At 57.7% G+C, this 20,955-nt stretch carries 20 protein-coding genes and 1 pseudogene; 10 read left to right on the forward strand and 11 right to left on the reverse strand.

The window, feature by feature from the left end:
- Positions 1–2: 2 nt before the first annotated feature.
- The 4 genes from R0I78_RS11875 to R0I78_RS11890 are packed head-to-tail and all read left to right on the forward strand — an operon-like array spanning position 3 to position 3,779.
- A complete protein-coding gene (locus R0I78_RS11875) occupies positions 3–1,103 on the forward strand; it encodes an ABC transporter substrate-binding protein (RefSeq protein WP_317075461.1) in 1,101 nt (366 codons plus the stop codon).
- On the forward strand, positions 1,103–2,179 hold the full coding sequence (locus tag R0I78_RS11880; RefSeq protein ID WP_317075462.1) for an iron ABC transporter permease: 1,077 nt from the start codon (positions 1,103–1,105) through the stop codon (positions 2,177–2,179). Before R0I78_RS11875 ends, R0I78_RS11880 begins: the two co-directional genes overlap by 1 nt.
- Complete coding sequence (locus tag R0I78_RS11885) at positions 2,176–2,964, forward strand: ABC transporter ATP-binding protein (protein WP_317075463.1); 789 nt, start codon at positions 2,176–2,178, stop codon at positions 2,962–2,964. Before R0I78_RS11880 ends, R0I78_RS11885 begins: the two co-directional genes overlap by 4 nt.
- Positions 2,961–3,779: an alpha/beta hydrolase gene (locus R0I78_RS11890; RefSeq protein ID WP_317075464.1), complete on the forward strand. Its 819-nt coding sequence runs from the start codon at positions 2,961–2,963 to the stop codon at positions 3,777–3,779. The genes R0I78_RS11885 and R0I78_RS11890 overlap by 4 nt, the downstream gene beginning before the upstream one ends.
- Positions 3,780–3,821: 42 nt before the next feature.
- Here the strand turns inward: R0I78_RS11890 and R0I78_RS11895 are convergent, their stop codons facing one another.
- Positions 3,822–6,071, reverse strand: a complete 2,250-nt coding sequence (locus R0I78_RS11895) for a TonB-dependent siderophore receptor (protein WP_317075465.1) — start codon at positions 6,069–6,071, stop codon at positions 3,822–3,824.
- 110 nt (positions 6,072–6,181) lie between these two features.
- On the opposite strand from R0I78_RS11895, the gene R0I78_RS11900 reads away from it, so the two are divergent.
- Positions 6,182–6,985 (forward strand): alpha/beta hydrolase, encoded by an 804-nt coding sequence (locus tag R0I78_RS11900; RefSeq protein WP_317075466.1) that lies wholly within the window; start codon positions 6,182–6,184, stop codon positions 6,983–6,985.
- A gap of 45 nt (positions 6,986–7,030) precedes the next feature.
- Here R0I78_RS11900 and ybiO read toward each other — a convergent pair whose 3' ends face one another.
- Entirely contained in the window at positions 7,031–9,247 is a 2,217-nt protein-coding gene (gene ybiO, locus R0I78_RS11905) for a mechanosensitive channel protein (protein ID WP_317075467.1), read from the reverse strand.
- A gap of 224 nt (positions 9,248–9,471) precedes the next feature.
- On the opposite strand from ybiO, the gene R0I78_RS11910 reads away from it, so the two are divergent.
- Together R0I78_RS11910 and R0I78_RS11915 are read left to right on the forward strand one after the other, a co-directional pair.
- Positions 9,472–9,963, forward strand: coding sequence for a GNAT family N-acetyltransferase (locus tag R0I78_RS11910; protein WP_317075468.1), 492 nt, complete (start codon positions 9,472–9,474; stop codon positions 9,961–9,963).
- On the forward strand, positions 9,957–11,003 hold the full coding sequence (locus tag R0I78_RS11915) for a nitronate monooxygenase (protein WP_317075469.1): 1,047 nt from the start codon (positions 9,957–9,959) through the stop codon (positions 11,001–11,003). Before R0I78_RS11910 ends, R0I78_RS11915 begins: the two co-directional genes overlap by 7 nt.
- Here R0I78_RS11915 and R0I78_RS11920 read toward each other — a convergent pair.
- The 5 genes and pseudogenes from R0I78_RS11920 to R0I78_RS11940 all read right to left on the reverse strand — a co-directional run bounded on the left by R0I78_RS11920 (position 11,000) and on the right by R0I78_RS11940 (position 14,877).
- Positions 11,000–11,485 carry a DUF3299 domain-containing protein gene (locus R0I78_RS11920; protein ID WP_317075470.1) on the reverse strand — a complete coding sequence of 162 codons (486 nt, stop codon included), beginning with the start codon at positions 11,483–11,485 and terminating at the stop codon, positions 11,000–11,002. The genes R0I78_RS11915 and R0I78_RS11920 overlap by 4 nt on opposite strands.
- Positions 11,482–12,729, reverse strand: a pseudogene (locus R0I78_RS11925) (ABC transporter permease). Before R0I78_RS11925 ends, R0I78_RS11920 begins: the two are co-directional and overlap by 4 nt.
- Complete coding sequence (locus R0I78_RS11930) at positions 12,710–13,408, reverse strand: ATP-binding cassette domain-containing protein (protein ID WP_317075471.1); 699 nt, start codon at positions 13,406–13,408, stop codon at positions 12,710–12,712. Before R0I78_RS11930 ends, R0I78_RS11925 begins: the two are co-directional and overlap by 20 nt.
- Entirely contained in the window at positions 13,408–13,941 is a 534-nt protein-coding gene (locus tag R0I78_RS11935) for a DUF2796 domain-containing protein (protein WP_317075472.1), read from the reverse strand. Before R0I78_RS11935 ends, R0I78_RS11930 begins: the two co-directional genes overlap by 1 nt.
- Positions 13,942–13,965: 24 nt before the next feature.
- Positions 13,966–14,877, reverse strand: a complete 912-nt coding sequence (locus tag R0I78_RS11940) for a LysR family transcriptional regulator (RefSeq protein ID WP_317075473.1) — start codon at positions 14,875–14,877, stop codon at positions 13,966–13,968.
- A gap of 96 nt (positions 14,878–14,973) precedes the next feature.
- Between R0I78_RS11940 and R0I78_RS11945 the strand changes: the two genes are divergently transcribed.
- On the forward strand, positions 14,974–16,158 hold the full coding sequence (locus R0I78_RS11945) for an MFS transporter (RefSeq protein WP_317075474.1): 1,185 nt from the start codon (positions 14,974–14,976) through the stop codon (positions 16,156–16,158).
- Positions 16,159–16,202: 44 nt separating this feature from the next.
- Here R0I78_RS11945 and R0I78_RS11950 read toward each other — a convergent pair whose 3' ends face one another.
- Together R0I78_RS11950 and R0I78_RS11955 are read right to left on the reverse strand one after the other, a co-directional pair.
- Positions 16,203–16,727: a VOC family protein gene (locus tag R0I78_RS11950; RefSeq protein ID WP_317075475.1), complete on the reverse strand. Its 525-nt coding sequence runs from the start codon at positions 16,725–16,727 to the stop codon at positions 16,203–16,205.
- Complete coding sequence (locus R0I78_RS11955) at positions 16,721–17,479, reverse strand: hypothetical protein (RefSeq protein ID WP_019935390.1); 759 nt, start codon at positions 17,477–17,479, stop codon at positions 16,721–16,723. The genes R0I78_RS11950 and R0I78_RS11955 overlap by 7 nt, the downstream gene beginning before the upstream one ends.
- Positions 17,480–17,680: 201 nt before the next feature.
- Between R0I78_RS11955 and cysB the strand changes: the two genes are divergently transcribed.
- Positions 17,681–18,655, forward strand: coding sequence for an HTH-type transcriptional regulator CysB (gene cysB, locus R0I78_RS11960; protein ID WP_019935389.1), 975 nt, complete (start codon positions 17,681–17,683; stop codon positions 18,653–18,655).
- A gap of 206 nt (positions 18,656–18,861) precedes the next feature.
- Here cysB and gloA read toward each other — a convergent pair whose 3' ends face one another.
- A complete protein-coding gene (gloA, locus tag R0I78_RS11965) occupies positions 18,862–19,269 on the reverse strand; it encodes a lactoylglutathione lyase (RefSeq protein WP_317075476.1) in 408 nt (135 codons plus the stop codon).
- Between the two features lie 33 nt (positions 19,270–19,302).
- Entirely contained in the window at positions 19,303–19,947 is a 645-nt protein-coding gene (nth, locus tag R0I78_RS11970) for an endonuclease III (RefSeq protein WP_317075477.1), read from the reverse strand.
- Between the two features lie 125 nt (positions 19,948–20,072).
- On the opposite strand from nth, the gene R0I78_RS11975 reads away from it, so the two are divergent.
- Positions 20,073–20,955, forward strand: an 883-nt coding sequence (locus R0I78_RS11975; RefSeq protein WP_317075478.1) for a transposase, incomplete at its 3' end; no start/stop codon positions are given.

The following is a 20,955-nucleotide window of genomic DNA, read 5'->3' on the forward strand; positions in this document are numbered from 1 at the left end:
GCATGTTGTATGTTAAAAAACTGAGTCACTGGCTCTGCCTGCTGATGCTGGTCACCACACCGGCGCTGGCAGGGCAAACGGTGACCGACCTGCGTGGTCGTACCGTGACCCTGCCCAGCAAAATAGAGCGCATCGCCATTGACGACGGCCGCTTTCTGCTGGCGCTGTCGCTGATATCTGATGATCCGGTGCAGCACCTGGCGGGCTGGCCCAAAGACATCAACCGGGTGGGCGAGCATTACTACCAGCAGTTCAGGGCGGCATTTCCGGCCATTGAGCAAGTGCCGCTGGTGTCCAGCTCCGCTGAAAGCTTTGATATGGAGTCCATGCTGGCCGCCGAGCCCGATGTGGCCGTGCTGTCGTTAAGCCGAGGGCCCACGGAGGATCAGATTGCGCTGCTGGAGGCGTCCGGCATTGCCGTGGTGTTTATCGACTTCTTTATTGACCCCTTCAAGCATCAGGCCCCCAGCCTGCAGCTGCTGGGCACCCTGACCGGCCACGAACAGCAGGCCAGTGACTATCTGGCGCTGCGGGATGCGCATCTGGCCCAGATTGCCGAAAAACTGCAGCAAAGCAGCGACAAGCCCAGCGTCTTTATGGAAGCCCACGCGGGCATTACTCAGGACTGCTGCTTTTCCCCGGGCACCGGCGGAGTAGGGGACTATATCGACTTTGTGGGCGGCCATAATATAGGCGCAGACGTGCTGACCCGGGCCTCGGGCAAGCTGAATCTGGAATACATTATTGCCGGTGATCCTGATGTGTATATCGCCACCGGCGGCCCTGCGCTGGAAAAAAGCAACGGCCTGGTGCTGGGCGGCGGCTATGGCCCCGAGCAGGCCAAGGCGGCCCTGCAGCGGGTGGCCGAACGTCAGGGCATTAAAGATCTGACCGCCGTTCATCAGGGCCGGGTATACGGACTGGCACATCAGCTGCTGAACTCGCCCCTGGACATAGTGGCGGTGGAAGTGCTGGCCAAGTGGCTGCACCCTGAGGTGTTTGCCGATCTTGCGCCGGCTCAAACCCTTGCCACCATCAATCAGGATTTTCTGGCGGTACCCTATGAGGGCACCGGCTGGATCAGTCTGTCTTCTGCAGAGTAATGCCCTTGAATACCCTGACCGAACAACACAGCGCCCGCGCTGACATTTTATTTGCCTATCGCGGCAAGGTGCGCTGGCGGCTGTTGGTGCTGGCCGCGCTTACCCTGTTGTGCGCCGCCGCCCTGCTGCTGGACATGACCACGGGCCCCTCTGCCATGACCGCCGCCCAGGTGTGGGCCGGGCTGCTGGATCCGGCATCGCTGTCGCCGGCCCAGCACACCATTATCTGGAATGTGCGTCTGCCCTATGCGCTGATGGCGGTGCTGGTGGGGGCGGCCCTGTCTCTGGCCGGGGCCGAGATGCAGGCCATTCTCAATAACCCTCTGGCCAGCCCCTTTACTCTGGGGGTGTCGTCTGCGGCGTCATTTGGTGCCGCCTTGGCCATCGTGCTCGGCATCAGTCTGCCCTTTGTGGCCGCCGAATGGATGGTATCCCTTAACGCCTTTATTTTTGCCTTTGGCTCTGTGCTGCTGCTGCAGCTGATGACCAGGCTGCGCAGCAGCAGCGTGGAAACCATGGTGCTGCTGGGCATTGCGCTGGTGTTTGTGTTTAACGCCCTGGTGGCCTTTGTGCAGTTTGCCTCTTCTCAGGCGGCGCTGCAGCAGCTGGTGTTCTGGAGCATGGGCTCGCTGTCCCGCGCCAACTGGCAGAATGTGGGGCTGATGGCGCTGGTATTGCTGCTGGTGGTGCCGTTTTCGCTGTTGTCTGCCAGCAAGCTGACCGCCCTGCGGCTGGGGGAAGATCGTGCCCGCAGCTTTGGTATTCATGTGGGGCGGCTGCGCTTTCTGGCGCTGCTCAGGGTCAGCCTGCTGGCCGCCACTTCGGTGGCCTTTGTGGGCACCATCGGCTTTATCGGTCTGGTGGGGCCGCACATTGCCCGCTTGCTGCTGGGTGAGGATCATCGCTTTTTGCTGCCGGGCACGTTGCTGACCGGGGCGCTGATTATGGCGCTGGCCTCGGCGGCCAGCAAAATGCTGGTGCCCGGCGTCTTGTTGCCGGTGGGCATCGTCACTGCCATGGTGGGCGTGCCGGTATTTTTGTTGCTGATCTTCTGGAAACCGGAGGCCCGATCATGAGTGACGGTCTGACTATTACCAACCTGGCCACCGGCTACCGCAAACGGGCCGTGGTGCAGGGCGTGACCCTGCCCATGCTGAGTCCCGGCGGCGTGTATTCCCTGATTGGCCCCAATGCCGCCGGCAAAAGCACCCTGCTCAGAGCGCTGGCGGGATTGCAGCCAGCGACGGGCTCAGTACAGTTGAACGGCTCCGAGCTGATAGGCAAGCCGCTGGCAGACTGGGCCAGAAGCGTCACCTATATGCCCCAGACTCTGCCTCAGGGGGTGTCGCTGAATGTGCTGGAAAGTGTGATCAGCGCGCTCAGGGCCTCTCCCATGGAGGGGCTGCACAGCAGCGAGGCCATCAAGCAGCATGCGGTGAGCGTGCTGGAGCGGGTGGGCATTATTGAGCTGGCCATGCGCAACCTGGGGCATTTGTCCGGCGGCCAGCGCCAGCTGGTGTCTCTGGCTCAGGTGCTGGCGCGCAACCCCAGGGTGCTGCTGCTGGATGAACCCATCAGCGCGCTGGATCTGAAGCATCAGTTCAGGGTCATGCGGCTGGTGCAGGAACTGGCCCGGGAGCGGCAGATGATTGTCATGGTGGTGCTGCACGATTTAAGCATTGCCGCGCGCTGGTCCGATGGCATTGTGATGCTGGCTCAGGGTCGGGTGGTGGCGAGCGGCACTCCCGGGCAGGCCATTACTCCTGCCTCGCTGGCGGAAGTATATGGCGTGCAGGCTCGCATTGAATACTGCGATCGGGGTCAGATGCAGGTGATGATAGACGATGAGGCCATGGCATGACCTGGTCACTGAACAACAGCCGGGTATTGAACTGCCGGGCAAACAGCAGTGGCATAGACTATCAAATCAGCCTCTGGTTGCCCGAAGGCACGCCGCCGGCGCAGGGTTGGCCGGTGATCTATGTGCTGGACGGCAATGCCATGTTCTCCACCTTTGTGGAGGCCATTCAGCGTAGTGGCCGGCGGCCCGATGCCACCGGGGTGGGGCGGGCGGCGGTGGTGGGCATTGCCCATGGTGACGAGCGCCTGTTTGCCACCGAGTTCCGTTACCGTGACTTTACCTTTGAGCCCTCGGCAGCGGTAAAAGCCGATACCGCCGGCGGCGGCCGGGCATTTCTGGATTTTATCAGCCAGCAACTGGCCCCCGAGCTTGTCCGAGAATTTAATGTTAACCGGGCTCACCAGATGCTGTTCGGCCATTCTCTGGCCGGTTATTTTGTGCTGAATGCGCTGGGCCTGCAGCCTCATGCCTTTTCCCACTTTGCCGCCATCAGCCCTTCTGTGTGGTGGCAGCCCGACGCGTTGACCAAACGACTGCAGCAGCTGCAGGCCAGTCAGGCCCCCCGTGTGCTGATTGCCACCGGCGAGTGGGAAGGCACACCGGCGCCCTGGATTCCCGACGGGCCGGCAAGAGAGCAATTGATTGCCCGGCGCAACACTCGCGCCATGCTCATCCACGCCGCCGCCGTGGCCGCCCTGTGCCAGCAGCAGCTGGGCCCGCAGCGGGTCAGCTATCGCTGCTTTCCCGAAGAGGACCACAGCTCGGTGGTGATGATCGGCATACAACGCGCCCTGCGGCTGATGTTTGAGCCATAAAAAAACAGCGCCTTGAGGCGCTGTTTTTGTATACGTGTGTGCTCAGAACCGGTAGGTGGCAGAAGCGTAATAGCTGCGGCCCGGCTCGTTATAGGTGGCGGCACCGGCACCATAGATGGTGCGCGGATCCCCCACACCCACGGCATTGCCCTTGCGATACAGGCGTTTGTCAAACAGGTTGTTGATACCGGCACTGAGGCTGAAATCATCGGTCAGCTGATAGCGGCCACCCAGGCCCACCAGGGCGTAGGGCGACAGTTGCTGCTGCTCTTCGCCTTCCATCGGTTTGCCCTGAAAGTCGAGCTTGTTGGGTACCTGCTTGCCATACCAGGTAACATGGGTGTTCAGGCTCAGTTGATCGCTGGCCTGCCAGTCCAGGCGGGAGTTCAGGGTGTATTCCGGAATGACCGACAGCGATTCACCGGTGCTTTTGTTCTTGCTTTGCAGCATATAAGTCAGGTTATTGGACCAGTCCAGCTCAGGGGTGAGGGAAATATTAAATGTGCCTTCCAGCCCTTCTACCACCGCTTTGGGCACATTGGTCCACTGAAAGATGTCTGAATTAACAAAGGCCCCGTTACCGCCGCTGGCCTGACCGGCAGGGCGAGTGCCGGCCTCTACTTTATTGCGGTAATCGTTGCGGAAATAAGTGACACCCGCCACCACCATTTCGTTGGTGAACTCAATGCCCAGCTCCTTGTTGATGCTGGTCTCTGCCTTCAGGTTATCATTGCCCTGCAGGTAGCAGGAGCCGCCGCCGCCCCAGCAGCCGTTACCCCGGCTGTAGAGCAGATAATCGGGGTTGGTCTGATACAGGTTGGGCGCCTTGTAGGCCCGGGCGATGCCGGCCTTGAGGGTCCAGTTCTCATTCAGATACTGAGTGGCATTCAGCGACGGACTCCAGTTGCTGCCGGTAATGTTGTGATAATCGTAGCGCAGACCCGGGGTCAGTATGGTGCTGTCGGTCAGGTTGATATTGCTCTCCATAAAGGCAGAGGCAATGTAGTCTTTGGCCTGTGAGCTGCGGTTACCGGTGAGACCGGCAATATCACCGCCTTCGGTGGTGGTCTGGCTTACCGAGTTCTCATCACTGAACTTGCGATCCTTCCATTCGCCACCCAGAGTGAGGGTCTGCTCAAGGCCGGCAGTGTTCAGCGGCAGATTAATACTGCTGTGGGCGGTGATTTGCTCCAGCCTGGAGGTGCTCATGCTGTCATCAGAAAACAGCCCTTCGGTACCGCCGGCCAGGCCTTCATTCAGCCGGTGATTCCGGGTTTGTTCATATTGCACATAAGAAAGGGAGTTGCCCGCGTCAAATGTGCCCTTATGGGTGAGAGCATAGGTGTCGCGATACATGATATTGGTTTCAGCACCCAGTTTGTCGAATACCCGTTGTGAGGTGCTGTTCGGGTTACCATCGACCTCGGTAAAATTATTGGTGTTCTGGGTATCGCCGCTGTAGATATTGCCCTGACGGCTGAAACTCACGTCCAGATCTATCTGATGAGCGTCTGTCGGCTGAATGCTCAGGCGCGCGGCCAGATCCCGGTTGCGTACGCCTTCGCGCCCGGCCGGAAAGGTGTTGCTGTAGTCAACCCGTCCGGTGTCTACCCGGGTAGACTGATGCCCCTTATTGATATCCCAAGCGTCGGGCTCGGTTTTGGCGACATTACCGGACAAGCGCAGGCCCACCTTGTCGGAGAGGGGGCCGGCCAGCATAAAGTTAAGACGCTCGCTGTCACCGTCTTTGTCCGACTCGGCCATTTCATAATAGGCGGTGGCCGAGCCGGTAAATTCCTCGGGAATGGCCTTGGTAATAATGTTCACCACACCACCGGCAGCTCCGCTGCCATAGCGGGCGGCAGCGGGGCCGCGCAGCACTTCAATGCGGTCTACTGCTTCCATCGGCACCCAGTTGGTGTCTCCCCGGGTATCCCGTTCGCCGCGCCAGCCATAGCGTACCGACAGGCGGCTGTTAACCGGCTTGCCGTCAATCAGGATCAGGGTGTTTTCCGGGCCCATGCCGCGAATATCAATCTGGCGGTTGTTGCCGCGCTGGCCGCTGGTGCTGTTGCCGGTGAGATTCACGCCGGGCATGGTGCGGATTACCTCAGACAAGTCATTACTGACCGGTGCCTTTGCCAGATCCTCGGCGGTAATAATGGACACCCCGGGAGCCTGTTTGAGAATTTCTTCCGCGGTGACCAGCACTTCATCCAGGGTGTAGGCCTCATTGGCCTGAGCCGTTGTGGCCAACACGCAGCTGCCAAGCAGCCATACATACTTTTGCATTACCGGTTTCCTTACAAACGTAATCAATATGATTTTTCGTAATAGTAAATGATTCTATGTATCATTCGCAAAGCTTTTTGTTTCTATAATCTATTCAGGGAAAAATACCCATGCGCTATTGGAAGTTACTGCTGATAACCCTGCTGTTAACCCCCGCCTGTGCCAGCTCACCTCAAACAGAGCACTACCGTTACCAGCAGCTGGACTTTCAGTCCCGGGACGGCAGGCGGGAATACCGGGTCACAATAGGCCTGCCCACCGCAGCGGCACCCGAAGGCGGTTATCCGGTGTTGTATATGCTGGATGGTGCCGCCGCCCTGAAAGGACTGACGCAGAGCAGATTGAGCCGGCTGCAGGGAGGCGACTGGCCCGTGCTGGTGACCATTGCCTACCACAGCGATGCCCGCACTGGACGAACCTTTGACTACACACCGGTTCCTGCCAATGCAGTCACAGAACATGAATACGGTGGTGCTGATGGCTTCTGGAAACTGATAGAAGATGAAATAAAGCCCGCCGTCGGCCGGGCGGCGGCGGTCAACCCCGAGCGCCAGACTCTGTGGGGTCACTCGTTTGGTGGCCTCTTTGTGCTGCATACCCTGTTTCATTATCCCGAGAGCTACCAGCGCTATGTGGCGGCAGATCCTTCCCTGTGGTGGCAGGGCGGCCAGCTGTTACATGCGGAAAAAGCCTATCGTGAGCGCCAGCAGTGGCCAGCGATCACCTTGCTGTTGCAGCGCAGCAGCTCACACCGCCGCGGCAGCACAGTGCCTGAAAATGCCACCCGTGACATGGCCCGCCGGCTGAGCGAATTGCCTGCAATGGCAGTGCAATACACGGATTATTTCAATCATCATCACGGCAGCGTAAGAGACGTTTCCATTCCAACCGCTCTGAGCATGGCTCAGCAATAAAAAAACCGGCCGAAGCCGGTTTGGTCAGTAACATCAATTTATCAGTCAGCCGCTGTAGCGTTCGCCTGCCTGCTCCAGCTTGAGCGCGGGTGCCACGCCCTGACGGCTGCCTTCAAAATGCACCGTGCTCTGGGGGTAGGGAATTTCAATGCCTGCCTGCTCAAAGTGCATTTTCACCAGCCGGTTATAGGCACGGCCCACGGCCCACTGCATGCCGGGCACGGTTTTAATGCGCACGCGAATGTTCACCGAGCTGTCGGCCAGGGCCACCACGCCGGCCACTTCCAGCGCCTCCAGCACGTAGGGCTTTTGTGCTTCATCGGCGGCCAGCTCTTCAAAGGCGTTTTGCAGATGGGCAATGGCGTCGTCAATGTTCTCCCGGTAAGACACCCGGTATTCACCCACATGGTAGGCAAAGTCACGCATATAGTTGGACACCGTATCCACACTGGAGAAGGGAATAATATGGTAGGTGCCGTTCAGATCGCGAATGCCCACAGAGCGAATGCTGAGCTTCTCTGCAGTGCCGGTAATGCCACCCAGGGTGACCACATCGCCGGTGTTCATGGCGTTTTCAATCTGAATGAAAATACCGGTGATCACATCCTGCACCAGCTTCTGGGCACCAAAACCAATGGCCAGACCCAGCACACCGGCACCGGCAATCAGCGGGCCTATATTAATGCCAAGCTCGGCCAGAGCAATCATCACCGTCATGGTGACCAGCAGCACCGCCAGCGCACTACGGAACAATGACAGCAGGGTCTGTGTGCGTGCCGAGGGAATGCCGGTGCCGGTTTCCGGATTGAGCTTGTGTTCAATCAGGCTGGCACAGGTTACCCAGATGGCAGCCGCCACTGCCAGCACAATGGCCACGGCAATGATGCGGCCCATCAGCACACCGCCTGCTTCCGAGGCATACCAGGTGGCCAGATCCAGGACGTGCCAGGCATTAAACGACAGCAAAATAACCGCTGCCAATACCAGAAAGCGCAAAAAGCGCAGGGCATTGGGTACATAGCTGTTCAGTCTTGCTTCCAGCAGCGGCATTTTGCGGCGAAGTTCCGGTGACAGCTGAATGCGCCGGCCTATGGTCTGGCCCAGCAGAGTAGACAGCAACAAACCCACCACAATAATGCCCAGGGTTTTCAGGGTGGCAAACAGCACAAAGGGCAGGGCATTGGCCGGACTTAACAGCACCAGCACCAGCACCACGGCAAAATAACCCAGCGCCAGCACATGCCAGGTACGAGCCAGCAGATGCAGGCTGATTTTGCTGGTGGCCATGGGGCTTTGCTCGGCTTTGGTGCGAATAATGCCCGCCAGCCGGCGACGGTTTTTCAGAATAATGATGGCGGCATACATAAAGGCGGCCAGCATCAGTAATGTGTTTATACCCTGGCTCAGGGCTGCGGAAATATGAATGCTGATCAGGGGCTCAGCCACCATAACACCATAACCCAGCAAGCCAATCAGCAGTGCCATGTGACGGTTCCAGTAGGCGGCTTCACTGGCATTGATGGGCAGCAGGCGCAGGCCATCGTAACGGCGGGAAAACAACATGCGCAGGCCCGCTTTCAGCAGCTCGATCACCATAAAGGCGTTCAGAAACAAAGAGGCCTGTGTGGTTTGTTCACCGCTTTCGCCCACCAGAAAGGTGGCCACCAGGTTGCCGCCCACATAGGCCAGCCCCACAATCACCACATCCACCGCAGCGGCGAGGGCCACGCAAATGACCCGCCGAATAACAGGGGTGTTGCCGGCACCGTGCAGGGCCCAGTTATCCAGCCGGGCATAAAGCAAAGGGCCAATCAGCCGGCGCATCAGCATAAAGACCAGCAGCGTTGCCACTATTACCAGGCTCAGGTTAAGGGTGGCTTCCATCAAACCGGCCAGACTGAACTGCTCGTCACTGGCTACCTGACCGTCTACCAGACCATTCACCACCTCTGCCAGCGCGGTGAACTGTTCACCAATGCCCTCGGCAATGGCTCGTGTGGTTTGAGCCAGCTCGCGGCTGGACGAAGACGCTGCCGAGGCCTCTTCCGCTACCGTTTCAGCCTGGGTCGCCGTCTCGTCTGCCATGGTGCGCAGCTCGTTTATCAGCTTTTCACGGGACTGCTCGTTTTCCAGCAGATCAGCCAGCGCCGCATAGGAAGGGTTATCCTTTGTCTGGCCGGCTTGCTGAGCCTGAACCAGGCCCGCAGGAATAGCACAGAGCAGCCAGATTAATGGCAACAGTATTTTGGTTGTCAGATTCACCAGTGGCCTCCGCTTGGCTGGTGGAATGAATGTTGCGACAAAGATGCCGCCTGCATAAAACTTCCTGACAAAACAGCCTAACATAGCCGCAATGCAATGATAATGACGGTAAGGCAGCATAAAGTGCAGGGGTATCAGTGCGTTTGCCATACTGTCGCCGCAGATACCATGATACCTTTTGGTTTGTTTACGTTTATCTTCCGGCATTTTTGTGAGAGAAAAACATGAAATCTGTGATGTCCATTACTCCCGCAGACGATGCGGCCATATGCCGTATTATTCAGTGTGTGGGGGCCGAGTTTGGCGCGGTGGGCGAGGGCTTTGGTCCCGGCGATACAGAAGTGCAGTGTATGAGCCGCCATTACCGTCCGGAGAATAACAGCCGTTATTTTGTGGCCCGGCTTAATGGTGAAATAGTGGGCGGGGCCGGCATTTCGCCGCTGGGGAATATTTGCGAGCTGAAAAAGCTGTTTTTATTACCCGGGGCACGCGGGCACGGGCTGGGCCGGCAACTGGCCGAGGCCTGTCTGGCCTTTGCCACAGAGCGAGGTTTTACCGCCTGTTACCTCGATACTCTCGGCAATATGACGGCGGCCATACACCTGTATGAACAGCTGGGCTTTCAGCACCTTGAAGCACCCTTGGTGGCCTCGGAGCATGGCGGTTGTGATGTATGGATGCTGAAACAACTAAACCATCGGGAGCACGCATGTTAACCATTCAAACCCTGCTGCAACAAAGAAACATTATTCAGGCGCCCATGGCCGGCGTATCCACTCCGGCGCTGGCGGCGGCGGTGTCCAATGCCGGCGGGCTGGGCTCACTGGGTCTGGGTGCAAGCTCGGTGGCCAGTGCCCGTGAGCAGATTGAGCAGCTTCAGGCACTTACTGATAATCCCTTTAACGTCAATGTGTTCTGTCATGCGCCGGCGCAAAGAGATGACGCCGTGGAGGCGGCCTGGCTGGCGTATTTGCAGCCGCTGTTTACAGAGCAGGGCGGGCAGGCACCGGCGCAACTGGAAGAAATTTATACCAGTTTTAATGATAACGAGCCCATGCAGGCCTTGCTGCTGGAGCTGCGCCCTGCCGTGGTCAGCTTTCATTTTGGTTTGCCGCCGGCGTCTTTTATTGAGCGTCTGCATCATGCCGGCGTGATCACGCTGGCCAGTGCCACTCGTCTTGAAGAAGCCCGCGCCATCGAGGCTGCCGGCATTCACGGCGTGGTGGCACAGGGTATAGAAGCAGGTGGCCACAGAGGCATGTTTGATCCGGACGCAGAAGACGGTGAGCTGACCACCAGTGAGCTGGTACGCCTGCTGGTGGCGGAGTGCCGGCTGCCGGTGATTGCCGCCGGCGGCATCATGGATGGCGCAGATATACAGGCCATGCAGGCACTGGGGGCCGCAGCGGTGCAGCTGGGCACGGCCTTTGTGGCCTGTCCTGAGTCGGCGGCCAATGAGGCCTACCGGCAGCGGCTGCTGCAAGGCGGCAACACCCGGTTAACCCGCACCCTGTCGGGCCGGCCGGCCCGGGGGCTGGTGAACCGTTTTATTGAACATGGTGAGGCAGCAGACGCCCCGGTGGCGCCTGACTATCCGGTTGCCTACCACGCCGCCAAACAGCTGCATGGCGCGGCAGCGGCGCAAGGTTGCCATGACTTTGCTGCCCACTGGGCCGGCACAGGGGTAAAAAAGGCCCGTGCCATGCCTGCTGCCGAGCTGGTGGCGGCTCTGCTTGGCGAAGCAACGCCGAATTAAAGATCGTAAGGCTCTACCGAGACGCCTTCCAGCGAGTAGGCGGCGTCGGCAATGTCGTTGCTGGCAGACACAGTGCTGAGTGTGCCTGCCACCCAGACCGCATCCCAGAGATCATCCACCTTGGCTCCTTTGGGATAATTGACATACACAATCTGGTTGGTGGGAGGTGGCGGCACATGAATGCAGGCACCAAAAAAAGGCACCAGAAAAAACTGGGTAATGGTTTCGCTGTCGCCTTCCAGCGGCACCACAAAGCCCGGCAGTCGTATTTTTTTGCCGTTCATGGCGGGCACTACCTTGCCCACAGGCTGAGGTGGAATGGCAAACTCGTCTTCATGATCCACTGCCGGAATGGGTGGCGGATTCAGTTGCTCTTCCAGCAGAATGAGATCATTCCAGTCGGTCAGCTGGTATTCATTGGCGAGAGTGGTACCGGCCAGGGCCAGCAGTACCAGCCCCAGAAAAGTGTGTATCAGTTTCACTGTTTAATGCTCATGCCATCGTTAAGAGAGTATCGAAAGGCCTGTGCCGCCGGCAGCAGGCCGGTAATAATGCCCGCCAGCCAGATGCAGCCAAGCAAGCGCCACTCATTGGCCGAGGGCAGCCCCGGCTGCAGTTGCAGGCCGTAGCTTGCCTGCAGCGCCGGAGCGGCAACCAGCAAAATGCCATACAGCAGCGCCATGCCAAACATCAGCCCCAGCAGGGTTAATAATGCCGCTTCCAGGATCAGCAGGGTAAACAAATGTTGTGGTCCGGCCCCCAGTGAGCGCAAAATGGCCAGCTCCCGCCGCCGGGCGGTGAGGCCGGCCAGCAGGGTGGTGAGCATGCCCAGCAGGCCGGCCACCACCACAAACAGGGCAATCAGCGCAATGGCCTGCTCTGCCATGCTCATCATGCTCCACAGCTCATGCAGGGCAGTGCCGGGCAAAATCGCCGACAGTGGCTCACCGCGATAACGGTTGATGCTGCGTTGCAGGCCAAACGTCTGCACCGGATTGTTCATCCCCACCAGAAAGGCAGTAATGGCCCCGGGGGTTAAATCGCGCGATCGGGCCTGCTCATGGGTGAGAGTGTGAGTCTGCCGGCCGCTTTACCAGCCCAGATGAATGGCTTCCAGGCCGTCCAGGCGCACATGCACGGTTTTGTCTACCGGCGTGCCGGTGGGCTCAAGAATGCCCACCAGGGTAAAGGGCAGATCCTCATGCAGGCTGAAGGAGGTGTTGCCGGCACCGTGAGCGATGATCAGTTGATCACCGGGCTGATAGCCGAGCCGGCGTGCCACCTCGGCACCAATGACCGCTTCAAAGGTATCGGCAAAGGGGCGGCCCTCGGCAAACGCAAGGGACTGTTTACGGCCATAGCCATAGTGGCGAAAATAATCCTCGCTGGTACCCAGCACACGAAAGCCCTGATGGGAGTCGCCCAGCGATAACGGTATGGTCCAGGCCACGGCCTTGTGCTGTTTGATACGCTGATAAGACTGCCAGCTGATGTTGTTGGTGGGGTTGCCGATGCGAAATACCGAATACAGCAGCAGGTTAATCTGCCCTGAGCGGGCACCCACAATCAGATCCGTGCCGGAAATGGTGCGGGAAAAGCTGTTTTTAAGCTCGCTCTGTACCTTGTTCACGCCCACCAGCAGCACCACGCTGATGGCAATGGCCAGCACCGTCAGGCCGGCGGTCAGCCGGCGTGCCCACAAGCTGCTAAAGGCCAGGCTCAGCATCGTTGGCTCCGTTCAGTTGCTTAAGAGACGTCACGTGAGAAAACAGCGGCTCCAGTGCGCTGTCATGACTGACAAATACCAGGCCGCTGCCGGCGTGCTCGCATTCGGCAAACAGCAGCTCCATAAAGGCGGTGCGGTTATCGGCATCCAGTGCCGAGGTGGGTTCGTCGGCAATCACCAGTGCCGGCCGGCCAATCAGTGCCCGGGCGGCAGCCACCCGTTGCTGCTGGCCAATACTGAGCCGGTGCACCGGTTGCTGCCACAGTGCGTCCGGCAGTTGCAATGCTGCCAGCAGACGGGCGGCTTCCTGTTTGGGCGAAGCGGTTAATTGCTTGCGCTTGTGAGGGGAGAAAATGAGCGCGGCGGTGACGTTTTCCATTACCGGCAAATAGGGCAGCAGATTAAACTGCTGAAAAATATACCCCAGATGGTTGGCACGAAACCGGTCTCGCTGAGGACCGGACAACCGGGCCAGATCCTGCCCCAGAATACGCAGGCGGCCGCTGTTTGGCTTGAGTATGCCTGCAAGCAGTCCCAGCAGCGTGCTTTTGCCGCTGCCACTGGGGCCCTTGATAAACAGTCTGTCGCCCGGTTTCAGACTGAGTGAGTCAATGTTCAGCAGGTTTGCCTGGCCCGGCCAGGCAAACGACAGCTGTTCGATGGACAGCAGTTCAGCCACTACCAGCTAGCCCCAGGCTGCTGTGCTGTGAGGGTGGCAGCAATCTGGCCGGCGGGCACTATGCCTTGCAGCTCAATGCGGTGAAAGCTCGGGAATTGTGTAAACAGGCCGCTGGCATCGAGTGCGTTCAGGGCGTCGGGCTGGCTGCACTGCCAGGAATAGTGCAGCTGAATATCGGTATGCCCGTGTTCGTGATCATGTTCTTCGTGTTGATGCTCACCATGCTCATGATCTTCCTGTTCAATATGACGGGTCTGTTGCAGTTCGCAACCTGCAGAGGCAGGCAGAGTAAACAGAGCAGCGGCATGTTGCGCTTTTTGCAGGGCCTGATCATAGGCAGCCTGCTCTTCGCCAGTGGCAGGATTATGTTCAAAACCCACTATGTCGGCCGCAGGAGAATGCAGCTCCAGCACCAGCTGCTGTTGGCTTAACACCAGGTTCAGCTGGCCAAAGCCGTGTTCGTGAACACCATGCTGAGCATGAGCGGAAAGGGTGGCAGGCAGCAGGATAAAAAGCAGGGGTTTCAGGTTCATGTGGTGTTCCGATAATTGACTTTGTTACGTTATAACAGTTTGCTTGTTATGTTGTAAAGCACCTCTGTTTTGCTCTCGAATAAACTTAATAAAGGCCTGTTCAGCCCGGGACAGCCGCCTGTCTTTGGGCCAGGCCAGGCACAGGTCGAGAAAATAGGGGGTGTCAAATGAGATGGGCACCAGATCCTGGTCTTGCTCCACCACCATGCGCAAAAAGCTGGTAATGGCAAATCCCTGGCGTACCACGGCCTTTAACAGCGGGATCAGGTTACTCTCAAAGCCGATGCGCGGTTGTATGCCAAGGGTGCGGGCCATATCGTCTATATGCTCTCTTAAATGAAAGCCATGGCGAAATACCGCCAGTTCTTCCCCCAGAAACTCGGTCAGTGCCAGGCTCTGCTTGTGAGCAAAGGGGTGTTCCCGGGCCACCACCGCCACCATTTCTTCCCGCAGTAACGGCAGACCATTCAGGCCGGCAGGCAAGTCCGAGGTAAGCACTATGCCAAGTCCCAGCCGGCCTTTCAGCAGCTGATCCAGCACTATCTGAGTTCCGGCTTCCTCTACGCGAATGCTCAAGCCTGAGTAACGGTGTTTAAAGGCCATTAACAGCGGCGGAAAATAAAATGAGCCCAGCATGCTGGGAATGCCAATGGTCACTTCACCGGCTTCCAGGTTGTGCAGGGCGCTCATATCCTGCTCGGCCAGGGCAAGAGCGGCCAGAATGCGTTCGCTGTGCTCAAACAGGCGTTTGCCTTCAGCGGTAAGGTGCAGCCTGCCCTGATGCCGCTCAAACAGAGTGAGGGACAGCTGTTGCTCCAGCTTTTTAATGGTCATGGTAACGGCGGGCTGCGCCAGATGCAGCTGCTCGGCGGCACGGGTAATGTTGCCGGTGTGGGCCACAGCCATAAACTGTTTCAGCCAGCGAGGATCAATCATCACTATTTGTTATTTAATTAATAATTTTTATATATTTAACTTATTTTTATGCCGGGCGTAAAGTGAAAGCGTGTTCCTCCTATTCACGAGTTTGCCATGCATGAGTTAAAAACATCCCCCTGGTGGCGAGCCACCCTGGCGCTGGGCCTGGGCTCCATGCTGGTATTTCTTAATCTGTATGTGGCTCAGCCCTTGCTGCCCATGCTGGCGCAGGATTTTTCACTGTCGGCGCTGGGGGCGGGCTGGGCCTTGTCGGCGGCCACGCTGGGGCTGGCCACCGGCTTGTTGTTCTGGGCCCGGATTGCAGATCGGATTGGCCGCAAGCGAGTGATGCTGGGCACCCTGCTGGTGGCCATTGTGCTGGGGTTGTTAATGGCCTGGGCACCCAACTATGCCAGCCTGGTCGCGTTGCGGGGGTTGCAGGGCTTTTTTCTGGCAGGACTGCCGGCTACCGCTGTGGCCTATATGGGGGAAGAGTTTACCCCACGCGCGCTGGTTACCAGCATTGGCATCTATATTGCCGCAAACTCCCTGGGTGGTATTGGTGGCCGGGTGTTCGGTGGCCTGATTGCCGGCTGGAGCGGCCACTGGCAGCAGGCGTTTCTGGTGCTGAGCGCGGTCAGTCTGCTGCTGTGGGCGCTGTTGCCACGCTTGTTGCCCGACTCCCGCTGCTTTGTGCCGGCCGGCAAAGGCGATGGCAGTCATGCTTTGCTGGAGCATGTGCGCAACCCGCTGCTATGGCCCATTTATCTGGTAGGCGGGCTTAATTTTATGGTGTTTCTTAATCAGTACACCTATGTGGCCTTTTATTTATCGGCACCGCCGGTATCCATGGCACCCGCCGCCCTGGGCCTGCTGTTTTTAACCTACCTCACCGGAACCCTGGCCTCCGGAGTCAGTGGCATACTGATCAGCCGCTTCGGGCTGACCAACACGCTGCTGGCCGCCATTGTGCTGATGGCCCTGGGCAGCCTTGGATTGTTCAGTGCGCGTTTGCCGGTGCTGATGGCCACGTTGTTAATCGACAGCTTTGCATTTTTTCTGGCTCATGCCTGTGCCAGCAGCTGGGTAGGGCGCAGTGTGACGCACAACCGGGCACTGGCGTCGTCACTGTATCTGGTGTTCTATTATGCCGGTGCCAGCCTGGGCGGTTTGTATCTTTATCCGTTCTGGCAGGCCGGGGGCCTGCCAGGTGTGGCCGTGGGCATGATAGTGGTCATGAGCATCACCGCATTACTGACGGTGCGGCTGGGGCGAGTGCAGTCGTGCTGTGATGCATAAAAGACATGGTCGCTTTGGCAGAGGCTCCGGGTGTGACGGCGTTTTTAAAAATAATCTTCCGGTACCGGGACGACTGCACCTTCGGTGATTTCTGTCGCAATGGTATCGGCCAGACTTTGGCAGTGAAACTTTACCTGCAACGGGGACAGGGCCAGGGTCAGCTCGGCGGGCATGGCAGCTTGGTTAAACGGCACATGTGAGTAGTTCTCAAGCAAGGTGTGCAGGCAGGGCACCACTATTTCGCCATGCTCCAGCCCGGTGCAGTGGGTTTTGCCGGGTTTGGGCGCGGCCAGCTCCAGGCAGGGCACGGGGCCAAAAGGACCGGCCAGCGGCTGATGCAGGGCCCAGGTAATAATGGGGCGGCCGCCAATCATGCCTTCCACCAGCACGGTGCCGTGCCGGGCCAGTGCGGTTTTGAGTGACAAATATTCCTGAGCGCTGGATGCCCGGTAACAGATGTGATCCATGGGACCCAGATTCAGCGGCAGACCATGTTTTATAAAGCCGGCAGCCAGATCATTAAAAAAAGTCTGAGTATCGCCCAGCAGGGCATCAAGGGTACTTACCATTTGCGTTTTGGCTCAAACAACACATCCAGTTCGGATTTTTCGTTTTCTTGTTCCTCTTTTTGCTGCTCCGCCTGCTGCTGCCTGGTGTCCATGTCGTTAATCCAGGTCTGAATGGTTTCTTCAATATTCAGCAGCTGCTCGTCTTTATCGGGCAGATTGGCCAGAATTTTTTTGCCTTTTTCCAGCATCTGGCGGGCGGCGGCGGTTTCCCGGTTGTTCAGACTCATACGTACTCGTTTGAGCAGGTTGGAAAGGTTGATTTTCAGCTGCACCAGCTCAAGACGACGATCTTCCGCCACAAAGGCCTGAGAGCCTATCTTGCCGCGGTTATGCTCCTGACGTACCACATTGCGCAGCCGTTTCACCAGCCGCAGCATGTGCAGTGCCTGCTGATCCGACTCGGGCCGGCGAAAGCTGCCCTGCACCGGCGGAAAGTTGTCTCGGGCGTCCTGGATCTGCTGCTGGACGTTATTGAGCCGGCCGGTTAGCTGAGGGTTGCCCGGGTCCGCTTCCAGCATGGTTTTGAGACTGTGCCGGACCCGCTGATACAGTGTAAGCACCAGAGTGCGGCTATAAGGCAGCTGTCCGGCATTGAGCAGCAGCTCTTCGGTTTCATTCACAATCTGGTTCTGGCGCACCAGAATGCTGCGTTTTTCTGCTGCCTGCTTTTGCCGATATTGCTGCAGCATGTTGTAAACGATAACGAGGAACAGCAGGGCGCCTATGGTTATCAGTACCAGGGTCAGTATCATCGGCAAGGCTCGCTAGAATTGGGTCACGCATGAGCTGAAATGTTAACTCACACAACCGGCTTTGGCTAACGTCCTGCACCAATAAGACACGAAGTTTCAGACCGTTAGCTGGTCATTGATAAGGTATAACGGCTTCAATTCAGAGGATCTTTTGCCAAGGTCTGGTAGTATTTACACAAGTCACCATGAATTCGGAGCATCATGAAGCTTCAACAGTTGCGCTATATCGTCGAGGTTGCCAATCATAACCTCAATGTTTCTGCTACCGCAGAGAGCTTGTATACCTCTCAGCCGGGCATCAGCAAGCAGGTACGTATGCTGGAAGATGAGCTGGGAGTTCAGGTGTTCGAACGCAGTGGCAAGCATCTTACCCAAATTACGCCTGCCGGCCGTGACATTATTCGCATTTCCAGTGAAATACTGGGCAAGGTGGAGAGCATCAAGGCAGTCGCTAGCCAGCATACCCACCCGGATCAGGGCTCGCTGAACATTTCCACTACTCATACCCAGGCCCGCTATGCGCTGCCCGGTGTGATCAAGGGCTTTATTCAGCGCTATCCCAAGGTGTCTTTACATATGCATCAGGGCACACCGGTGCAGATCAGCGAGTCGGTGGCCAAGGGCTCGTCCGACTTTGCCATTGCCACCGAGGCCATGCACCTTTATCAGGATCTGATCATGCTGCCCTGTTATCACTGGAATCGTTGTATTCTGGTGCCAAAGGATCATCCGCTGGCCTCGATCAGCAAGCCGGGCATTGCCGACATTGCCGGGTTTCCGCTGGTGACTTATGTGTTCGGTTTTACTGGTCGCTCCGAGCTGGATGTCGCCTTTAACCGTGCCGGTTATGAGCCTAATGTGGTGTTTACCGCGACCGATGCTGATGTGATCAAAACCTATGTGCGTCTTGGCATTGGTATTGGTGTGCTGGCCAGTATGGCCGTTGATCCGGTAGAAGACAGTGATCTGGTGGCCATTGATGCCGGTCATTTGTTTGATCCCAGCACCACTAAAATCGGTTTTCGCAAGGGCACTTTTCTGCGCAGCTATATGTATGACTTTATGGAGCGTTTCGCTCCGCATCTTACCCGTGAGCGGGTAGACAGAGCCATTGCTCTGAAAGCCCCGGATGAAATAGAAAAGCTGTTTGAGGACGTAGAGCTGCCCATGCGTTAAGCCCCTTCGGGGAGCTGTAAGCGGTCAGCTATCAGCTGTAAGTGGCGGGGATTGTGCGTTCACAGCTGTGTCTGCAGAAGCAGTCTGGTCTTTAAAATGGATTCCGGCTCTTGGGCCGGAATGACAGCATAGGGTCTGCAGGCACGGTGTGTGCTTACAGGCCCTTGGTTCGGCTTATAGCTGACAGCTTAAAGTTTATGGCTGGATTATTGTCCGAGCCCCTTGCCGGCGTCGTCTTTGGCGATCAGCTCAATTTTGTAGCCGTCCGGATCTTCCACAAAGGCAATCACAGTGCTGCCGCCTTTTACCGGGCCCGGCTCGCGGGTGACTTTGCCGCCGGCGGCGCGAATTTGCTCGCACATGCCATAAATATCTTTCGCTTCAATGGCGATATGGCCGTAAGCGTTACCCAGATCGTAGCTCTCGGTACCCCAGTTATAGGTCAGCTCCAGCACGGCTTCGTCTTTTTCCTCGCCATAGCCCACAAAGGCCAGGGTGTATTCATACTCGGCATTTTCGCTGGTACGCAGCAGTTTCATGCCCATAATGTCGGTGTAAAAGGCGATGGACTTGTCCAGGTTACCCACTCGCAGCATGGTGTGCAGAATACGCATGTTGTTGCTCCCGTTTATTGAGTGTTGGCGCGGTTATTCACCGGCCGGATATTGCTTGTCTTTAAATTCGCACAAATCCTCGATCACGCAGGCGCCACAGCGGGGCTTGCGGGCGGTGCAGACATAGCGTCCATGCAGAATAAACCAGTGGTGCGCATCGAGCTTGAACTCGGCGGGCACCCACTTCAGCAGCTTTTGCTCCACTTCGTCGACGTTTTTGCCCGGCGCGAACTTAGTGCGGTTAGACAGCCGGAAAATATGCGTGTCCACGGCAATGGTGGGCCAGCCAAAGGCGGTGTTGAGCACCACGTTGGCGGTTTTGCGGCCCACACCGGGTAAGGCTTCCAGCGCCTCACGGCTTTCCGGTACCTCGCCATTGTGCTTTTCCAGCAGTATGGCACAGGTCTTGATAACGTTTTCCGCTTTGGAGTTGAACAGGCCAATGGTCTTGATGTGCTCTTTTACGCCGTCTACACCCAGCGCCAGCATGGCGGCGGGGGTAGGGCCGGCGGCAAACAGCCCAATGGTGGCCTTGTTCACGCTCACGTCGGTGGCCTGAGCCGAGAGCAGCACCGCAATCAGCAGCTCAAACGGGTTGTTGAAGTTCAACTCGGTAGTGGGGTGGGGGTTTTCCGCCCGCAGCCGCTTCAGAATAAGGCGGCGTTTTTCCATGTTCATCAATTTTGCGCGGGAAACCCCGTCCTTTCAGGGCGGGGAGGGATAGCACGGCGGCGTCAGCCGCCCCTGTTCCCGTCTCTCCTTTTAAACTGGCTATCTATACAGTGGTTTACTAAACTAAGCGCATGACGAAACGCGCCTATAAATATCGGTTTTACCCGACCCTCGAACAGACTGAGCTGCTGGCTCGGACCTTCGGCTGTGTGCGTTTTGTCTATAACGCCATACTGCGCTGGCGTACCGATGCGTTTGAGCTGCGTCAGGAAAAAATCGGCTACGTTGGTGCTAACGCCCGACTGACCGAACTCAAAAAAGATCCTGAGCTGGCGTTTCTGTCTGAGGTGTCGTGTGTGCCCTTGCAGCAATGCCTTCGCCACCAGCAAACCGCCTTCAAAAACTTCTTTGAAGGCCGTGCCAAATATCCGGTATTTAAGCACAAACGCCACCGCCAGTCGGCGGAGTTCACCCGCTCGGCCTTCAAATACCGGAACGGCAAGCTGTATCTGGCCAAGAGCAAAACCCCGCTGAATATTCGCTGGAGCCGTGAACTGCCCGGCGAGCCCAGCACCATAACCGTTTCCAAAGACTCGGCAGGCCGTTACTTTGTGAGCTGCCTGTGTGAGTTCGAGCCCGGCACACTGCCGGTTACCCCCAACATGACCGGCATTGATCTGGGCCTGACAGATCTGTTTATCACCGACCAGGGTGAACGGGTCGGCAATCCCCGCCATACCGCGAAATACGCCGCCAGGCTGGCCAAGGCACAGCGCCGGCTGAGCAAGAAAAAGCTCGGCTCGGCCAACCGTGCCAAGGCCCGCCAGAAGGTGGCGAAACTTCACGCTAAAATCTCCGATTGCCGACAGGACAACTTGCACAAGCTGTCCCGCAGATTGATTAACGAGAACCAAGTAGTCTGCGTTGAATCCCTGACAGTGAAAAACATGATCCGCAACCCGACACTCAGCAAGGCCATTGCTGATGCAGGATGGGGCGAGTTCGTGCGCCAGT

The sequence above is a fragment of the Oceanimonas sp. CAM02 genome (assembly GCF_032842915.1).
Taxonomy (GTDB): domain Bacteria; phylum Pseudomonadota; class Gammaproteobacteria; order Enterobacterales; family Aeromonadaceae; genus Oceanimonas; species Oceanimonas smirnovii.